This is a genomic window from Pradoshia sp. TA40_28, from assembly GCF_059694525.1.
In genome coordinates, this window is sequence record NZ_JCATZO010000004.1 from 373,443 (window position 1) to 381,129 (window position 7,687).

Consider the following 7,687-nt stretch of genomic DNA (forward strand, 5'->3'; position numbering starts at 1 on the left):
AACTTACAATTAAATTAAAAGGCAACAGGCAGTGAATCAAGCCCCTGGGAGGAAAGAGCATATTGCCATTCAATTTTCTCCTGAGGTACATTCAGTCTTAAATTGGGGAAACGTTTTAATAGAGTAGTAAATGCTATATCCCCTTCTAAGCGTGCAAGTGGAGAGCCCAGACATGTATGCAGGCCATGTCCAAAGGCAAGATGCTGTTCTATTTTCCGCTTAATATCCAATCCTTCTGAATCAGTAAATACTTCCTTATCACGATTTGCGGCTTTTACCATCACAAGAACCATATCTCCCTTTTTGATTTTCTGGCCACTTATCTCTACATCTTCCTTTGCAAAGCGTGGACCAACACTTGTAGATGGACCATTGAAACGTAATAATTCTTCTACAGCTGATGGAACTAAACTGAGGTCATTTTTTACTGTTTCAAGTTGTTCTGGATGTTCAAATAGCAACATCGACCCCGTTGCAATTAAGTTTGATGTTGTTTCATGCCCAGCAAAAATTAATAAAGTAATCATCGAGATTAATTCTGATTCGTCTAGACGTTCGCCCTCTGCTTCGATGGCAATCAGCTGACTAATTAAATCATCAGAAGGATTTTCTCTCTTTTTTGCCACTAGATTTTTGGTATATACTCCAAATTCCTGTAAATGTGCTACTACACTAGGGTCTTGTCTCCCCCAGCCCATTCCCTTCGCAATCGCAGAGGACCATATATTAAGTTTTTCACGATCTTCGTGTGGCACACCTAACATTTCCGAAATCACATTAATTGGTAATGGATAAGCATAGTCTTTTACAAGATCCATTTCGCCTTTAGATTGAACTTTATCCAATAATTCATCCGCAATCTCTTGAATACGTGGTCGTAATCCTTCCATATATCGCGGTGTAAAAGCTTTTGAGACCAACATACGTAATCTTCTATGGTCTATTCCATCTACAAAAAGCATGGATTTCCCGGTAAAGAAGGTATCTGGTGCTGAGGAATCTTCCTCACTCGTAATCTTATCTCTAAAACCTTTCTCTCCGTCAATAGAGGCAGGATCTACAGTGAATTGTTTGTGGTTTTTAAGGATTTGAATGGCTTCATTCATATGTACAACCATCCAGGATTGACGATCTGTTTCTCCTAAAGGATTGGGAATTGAAACGACTGGTCCTATCTCGCGCATTTTTGCAAATATAGAAAACGGGTCTTCCTTGCTTTGTCCACTTAACACGCCTAAAACCTGGTTGGATACCACTTCATCTGTCTTATTCATTAGTCTACCTACCTTTCAAAATAGTTTCTCAAAGTTTCTTATTATCATTCTCATTATTCATTCAAGCAAACTAAAATACTCTGTTTATAGTACTTTAATTTGTGCATTCTATTCTTAGAGTACTATTCCCCTACCACAGAGTAAATGCGAGTAAAGTACTTTTTTCGTATAGGTATAAGGAAGGGTCAGCATAATAAGCCCCGTCATGCCACATGCAAATAGATGTCTTTTAAACTATATCTATTACTGGTTAGTAAAAGGTTAGAAAGGTTAAATAACCTATCGATTAAAAGAAGAACCAGTACAAAAGTCATCTTCCACAAACTTTTGTACTGGTTCTTTATGATCAGTAATTCTCTATCATTTAATATATAGAATTTTATAAAAAAACTTATTTCCAGAACAAAATTTAGTTAGATTACTCCCTAATCTTTTATGTCTATGTAGTTTTTCTAGTTCTCATTAGACAGTCTTCTTTCCTACAATCGGCACATAGTCATAAACCTCTTTCAACCATTAAGGTATCTTTTCGCCCAATTTATAGGACAAAAAGCATGTAACTCCACAAAAAAAGGACCTGTTCAAAAGTCATTCTTCTTTGACTTTTGATCAGATCCTTGCTAAATATTCATCCTATATTCTTTTCTAAGATTAGTTCGCCTTCTCCATGCAATAGGCATAAAAGCGATCACAAAGGTTAATGATTTTGTCTTTACTGACCAGAGCATTCACCCATTTTTCTGGTATCTTATCCATTCCGTAATACATACCAGCCAATGTACCTGTTATAAAAGCAATCGTATCCGTATCACTGCCTAGATTAACTGCTTCAAGTACAGCATCTTCATACGTAGAATGTTTAAAGAAACACCATAAAGCTGCTTCGAGCGAGTGAACGACATAACCATCTGAACGAATATCATCTCGTTCAGCTTCGAGTATACTTCGACTAAAGATTCGTTCATATGCGCTAAATTCACGTGTATACGCATCCTCTGATGCCAATTCTTTCTGGCATATGTTGATAGCCATTTCCAATGAATCCATAGGAGAATGTTTATGAAATAAATTTAATAAGAATTCGACGTAGATCATCGTACCGAGGGTAGATCTTGGATGGCCATGTGTCACGTGTGCAATACGCTCTATTTCCTTTTTTCTCATCTGAAAATCGGTCTCTTGCCATAGGGTAAAGACAAGAGGAGCTATACGCATGAGTGCACCATTTCCATTATCATATTCTGTTTTGCCTCCACATTGGGCAGCCGGTATCCCCTTCTTAAAACGGTCAATAGCCGTTACAGTTGCAATGCCAATGTCAAACATCTCCCCATATGGCGTCCAATACCCTTGATCACGATAGGCAACAAAACGGTTCATTAAATCCGTTTCATCTTTCTCTTCTATTAAATTTTCAATCAGGCACATGGTTAATGACGTATCATCGGACCATGTTCCTGGAGGCATATTATAAGTTCCGAAGCCAATCATATCCGTAACTCCGGCATTTCTCGCTTTAAACTCTACCGGTACACCAAGAGCATCCCCGATAATGCCGCCTAAAATAGTAGAATATAACGTTTCTTTTAATCTCTCTGCTGGTATCCATTCATTTTTTGAGGCCATCTTATCTCCTCCCATACTGCCTTTTCAATCATTTTATCAAATGAATCACTATATCTAAATTGGTAATTATTTTCCTATCTAAAAATCAAATACTATTTTCTGATATTTGTGATAACATAGATAATATGGTAATATATCAAAATACTCAATTAACGGATATCGTTTTAAATCCATACAAAGAGGACTGATATAATGAAACAAAGTTTATACCTTGCCGGTGCTTTTGTCGGAGTCATTGTTGGAGCCGGATTTGGCTCTGGCCAAGAAATCATGCAGTTTTTTACTAATTTCGGTTTCTATAGTATACCCGCCATCTTGCTGGCAACCGTATTATTCGCCTTTATCGCCATGCAGCTTTCCCAATTAGGCAGCCATATGCAAGCTACCTCACATAAAGAAATAATTGAGGTTCTGTGTGGGCGCCTTCTAGGCCAAACACTGGACATTATTTTGTCTTTCTTTTTATTTGGTGTAGGTGTAATCATGATCGCAGGCGCAGGGTCGATTGTTGAGCAACAGTTTGGCATTCCTGCCTTTTGGGGTTCCTTGTTTATGACCGTTATTACTGTTTTAACTATGCTGTTAAAGGTAGAGAAAATCATCGGAATTATCAGCTCTATCACACCATTTTTATTAGTCATTATGATCTTCATTGCAGCTCATGCGCTATTTACCAATGGTATTAACCCTATGGAAATAGAGCAAAACGTTGATTTGGATAAAGCTGCGGCTTCTAATTGGTTCATGTCTGCATTGCTTTATGTATCCTTCAATGTTGCAGTTGGATTTTCAATGTTATCTGTTATTAGCGGAACGTTTAAAAATAAAAAGCAGGCAGCTATCGGCGGAATCCTTGGAGGGATCCTGCTGGGCGTACTCTTGCTGCTAATCAATATAGGTATGATGACTAATATGGCCAATATGCAAATTGTAGAGATGCCGACTTTATTTTTAGCCAATAATATTTCGCCATTAGTCGGGAATCTTTTATCTATTATTCTGCTGGCTATGATTTACAATACAAGCGTGGGAATGTTTTATGCTTTTTCAGTGCGACTTATTCCACAAGGACGCTTCTTTCATCCTTCAGTCGTTATCATTGGAATAATCGGTTTTGGCCTTAGCTTTGCAGGTTTTTCAGTATTGGTAAACACCGTATACCCAATCATGGGCTATGTCGGATTTATTTTACTCGCAGCCATTGGCTGGTCCTGGATTAAATCTAAGCATCACGCTCCCGAAATTAATCGGATCGCTAGTATGGAAGAAAAAGAAAAGAAAGTAGTCTGAAGCATCAACGTATTCCTTCCCCGTACCACTATAGGTACGGGGCTTTTTTTAACAAAAAATGAATAATTAAACCTCACCATTTATTAGTTTGAAAGATTGGAGTATAGGATTCTTTTCTGTCATTCATATATTCTATCTGTGCTTATTTAAATGAGTATATAATTTAATAAAGGGGGAACTAAATGAATTGTTTAGGCTGTAATTTAGCACATAAAAATGAAAATGTTCATGTAGTTTATGAAGATGATTATGTTTGTTGTATCTTAGATATCGAGCCTTATAATGAAGGACACGTTTTGATTTTGCCGTGAATTTGACGAAAATACCGAAAACTCGGTAATGAAGGCAGCAAGGATGCTAACAAAAGCAATAAAGAATTTGTTTAATCCTGATGGAATTACAGTTTGTCAGAACGGTGGAGTTTTTGATGAATTATCACATTTTCATATGCATGTAGTTCCGCGGTATGAAGGACAAAATTTTGCGGATTTCTATTCTGAAGATGGTAAAACACTTGTAGAAAAGGATCATGAATTAGAAAAGACAAAAAGAAAAATCAGTGAAATGCTAAAGGTTTTGGATTAATCTCCACTACCTTTTTGTTCATCCATTCCACTAAGTTTTAGTACTTTATAAACAAGAGAAAGTTAATGAGTTTAGTAAACTGGCATTTCCCTACGAATCCCTTCCAGTATATTAACACTATTTGTATTCGTTGTTTTACTTAATCTCTACAATTCTTTAGTGTTTCCTTTTTATTCCCAAATGACATATACAATATTTTCAAATATAATGATAGTCGAGGTGAAAAGATGATAAATAAAAATAGATTTAAACGAATGATCTCCATTCTTACAATTGCTACACTGGCTTTGGTTGCTGCCGCTTGCAGTAGTGACAAAGGAGAAGAAAGTAAAAAAGAAGAAAAGAGCGGTTGGGACACCATTAAAGAATCCGGCAAACTAAAAGTTGCGACTTCTGGGACATTATATCCCGCTTCCTATCATGATTCAGAAACAAATGAATTAACTGGATACGATGTGGAAGTAACACGAGAAGTAGCTAAACGATTGAACTTAGAAGCGGAATTCACGGAAATGGCCTTTGACGGAATGCTATCTTCCATAAACAATGGTCAAACAGACATAGCCGTCAATGATATTACGGCTACAGATGAAAGAAAAGAAAAATTTGCATTCACAGAGCCCTACAAATATTCCTATGGTGCAGCCATTGTGAGGAAATCTGATTTATCCGGCATCAAAAATCTTGATAGCTTAAAAGGTAAAAAAGCAGCCGGTGAAGCAACTACTACATATATGGAAGTAGCACGTGAACACGGTGCAGAAGAAATCATCTACGATAATGCGACAAATGATCAGTATTTGCGAGATGTATCCACTGGGAGAACAGATATTATTCTAAATGATTATTATACGCAGCGTTTAGCTGTAGCTGCATTCCCGGAATTCGATATTACCGTTCATCCGAATATTAAATACAATCCTAGTAATCAAGCCATTTTGATGAAAAAGGAGAACAATGAGTTACTGAAAGAAATGAATAAAGTATTGGAAGAAATGAAGTCTGATGGGACGATGTCCGAGCTTTCCAAACAGTTCTATGATGGAGCAGATGTCACCAAGGAAGTTCAACTGGACTCCGTTCAGTAAGAGATTGAAAGGGAATTAATTTATGGCAGATATCCAATGGCAATATCTTTTTAACCCAGAATTAGCACTTGATTCATTGCCATATGTTCTTGAAGGCTTATCGAATACCCTCTTGATTTCATTTATCAGTATGGCTTTTGGATTATTAATAGGTTTCTTTTTAGCTCTCGGGCGAAGCTCAAAAAGTAAATTACTGCGCTGGCCAGCCAGTATGTACATCTCTTTTATGCGCGGTGTACCAATTCTAGTCATTATTTTTATTCTATACTTCGGCTTTCCAATCATCGGAATTGAATTTACAGCCATGCAAGCAGCTATAATTGGATTCAGTATCAACAGTGCGGCTTATATTGCCGAAGTCAATCGTTCAGCAATTGGATCTGTCGATAAAGGACAATGGGAGGCATCTCAATCATTAGGTTTATCCTACTGGAAAACCATGGGCGGCATCATTCTCCCACAAGCTGTACGAATTGCACTGCCCCCTCTTTCCAATGTATTGCTGGATTTAATCAAAGCTTCTTCACTAGCTGCCATGATTACAGTACCTGAAATATTTCAGCATGCCAAAATTGTCGGAGGACGGGAATTTGATTATATGACAATGTATATCCTTGTTGCGATCATCTATTGGTGCATATGTGCGGCAGTCTCCCTCTTGCAACGCTATTTAGAAAAAAGAGCAGAAGTATATTTACAAAAATAGAATAAATTAACATGACCGCTTAATAGTCTTGTAAATAATAAAAATGCCTGGAGTATCTCCAGGCATTTTTGTACAACTCAAGAATGAACCAGTATATTAAAACTGAAGGTGTCATTTCCTAATTTAGTAATCCATTATGTTTATAAATACTACTAGTCTATATCTACATTTAGAAAAAGTTTCCCCCACTCGCGCATGGCTTCTTATACTGGCTGAAACTTTTTACCTTTCTCAGTCAAAGACTAGTAGAAAAAGACTATTATCCAACTCTAAAGCCCCTTATATTAACTAAATCACGAGTTATCCAGAATGTATAAAACTAGGCTCGTTCTTTGGCCATCTGTGCATCCCGAATATTTTTTTGGACGGTTATGGCAGCGAATATACTCAATACAAATGACATGCCATAAAATCCTTTTTCACTCAAATCAATACTTCCTGCATTGTATAGCCCAATGCCCATCAAGGCAATCGCTACAATAAGAGCAAACCAACTGATCCCATAGTAGATGGCTGTCACAGGTATATCCTCATCTCTATCTCTAACCGCTTTTTGTAAGGATACTGATGAATAAAGTCCAAATACTAGTACTGCAAAATAATACCCTTTTTCATTTAATTCCATAGAAGCGTTAAATAATCCGATGAGATATGCAGCAACTCCCACTAATAAAGCCGCCCACGTAGCACCTTTAAAAGCTCCCGTCGGTTCCCCCGGATGTCTTTCGACTTTCTTTTTAGGAACACTTTGTTCGTTATCTAATAAATACTCATCCTCATTAGACACGGAATCTTTCACCTCTTCTCTAAAAATAATATATGTAAAGCAGAAATCTGCCTCCGTACCTAGTATATGAATATTCTTACAAATTAGTACATATTATCCTTTTCGTTGTTTACTTTTCTATACATAGAACTAGTTACCTACCTGTATATAAGATTATTTACTAGTTTAGCGGATTAAAATATCTTATATCCCCCTACGAAAGGGCATTCCCATACTGATAATAATAGCCAAAATAAAAAGTTCAACCAGAATTTTGATGTGCACCCCTAAAGTTAGACGAACCAATTCTAACTTTAGGGGTGTTTTTGTGGTCAAATATGATGAAGGCTTT

6 protein-coding genes and 1 pseudogene are annotated in these 7,687 nt (G+C 36.9%); 4 read left to right on the plus strand and 3 right to left on the minus strand.

All coding sequences use genetic code 11. The features are described 5' to 3' along the window. Nucleotides 1-14: 14 nt before the first annotated feature. Together AC58NB_RS07755 and AC58NB_RS07760 are read right to left on the minus strand one after the other, a co-directional pair. A complete protein-coding gene (locus AC58NB_RS07755; protein WP_497426254.1) occupies nucleotides 15-1,274 on the minus strand; it encodes a cytochrome P450 family protein in 1,260 nt (419 codons plus the stop codon). 651 nt (nucleotides 1,275-1,925) lie between these two features. Next, nucleotides 1,926-2,900, minus strand: a complete 975-nt coding sequence (locus AC58NB_RS07760) for an ADP-ribosylglycohydrolase family protein (RefSeq protein WP_497426255.1) — start codon at nucleotides 2,898-2,900, stop codon at nucleotides 1,926-1,928. Between the two features lie 192 nt (nucleotides 2,901-3,092). Here AC58NB_RS07760 and AC58NB_RS07765 point away from each other — a divergent pair, with 192 nt between their 5' ends. The 4 genes and pseudogenes from AC58NB_RS07765 to AC58NB_RS07780 all read left to right on the plus strand — a co-directional run bounded on the left by AC58NB_RS07765 (nucleotide 3,093) and on the right by AC58NB_RS07780 (nucleotide 6,569). Next, entirely contained in the window at nucleotides 3,093-4,190 is a 1,098-nt protein-coding gene (locus AC58NB_RS07765; RefSeq protein WP_497426256.1) for a YkvI family membrane protein, read from the plus strand. 182 nt (nucleotides 4,191-4,372) lie between these two features. Further along, nucleotides 4,373-4,775, plus strand: a pseudogene (locus AC58NB_RS07770) (HIT family protein). A 227-nt stretch (nucleotides 4,776-5,002) separates the two neighbouring features. Next, nucleotides 5,003-5,863, plus strand: coding sequence for a transporter substrate-binding domain-containing protein (locus AC58NB_RS07775; RefSeq protein WP_497426257.1), 861 nt, complete (start codon nucleotides 5,003-5,005; stop codon nucleotides 5,861-5,863). Nucleotides 5,864-5,885: 22 nt separating this feature from the next. Beyond that, entirely contained in the window at nucleotides 5,886-6,569 is a 684-nt protein-coding gene (locus AC58NB_RS07780) for an amino acid ABC transporter permease (RefSeq protein WP_497426258.1), read from the plus strand. 319 nt (nucleotides 6,570-6,888) lie between these two features. On the opposite strand, the gene yiaA is transcribed toward AC58NB_RS07780, so the two are convergent. Next, nucleotides 6,889-7,356 (minus strand): inner membrane protein YiaA, encoded by a 468-nt coding sequence (gene yiaA / locus AC58NB_RS07785; protein ID WP_497426259.1) that lies wholly within the window; start codon nucleotides 7,354-7,356, stop codon nucleotides 6,889-6,891. Nucleotides 7,357-7,687 lie beyond the last annotated feature (331 nt).